This is a genomic window from Paraprevotella clara YIT 11840 (assembly GCF_000233955.1).
GTDB classification, from domain to species: Bacteria; Bacteroidota; Bacteroidia; order Bacteroidales; family Bacteroidaceae; genus Paraprevotella; species Paraprevotella clara.
This window is the reverse complement of the sequence record NZ_JH376695.1, coordinates 293-504: the sequence shown is the minus strand read 5'-3', so window position 1 is coordinate 504 and position 212 is coordinate 293. Positions and strand designations below refer to the sequence as shown.

Below are 212 nucleotides of genomic sequence, written 5' to 3'. Positions count from 1 at the left end.
GGTTGTGGAAATAAGAAATCTCCATATTAAACACTTTGTCGTGCTTCAGTATAGGGGTCGATTCTTCGGTCTTCCCTACAAGCTCAAAGTCAGCGTTTTTTTCAAATTCAAAAGTAGTCGGAATAGGTCCATTGGGCGGGATGTTCTGTCCGTACAGCTTCCAACCAGCCTCTATAGTAGCCTTAGCTACCAAGTAATATTCAGTATCATTG

The 212-nt window shown here is 42.0% G+C and carries 1 pseudogene; it reads right to left on the bottom strand.

Features of this window, described 5'->3' with window-relative positions:
• Positions 1–212 (bottom strand): annotated as a pseudogene (locus tag HMPREF9441_RS18830) (protein-disulfide reductase DsbD family protein); the annotation flags it as partial.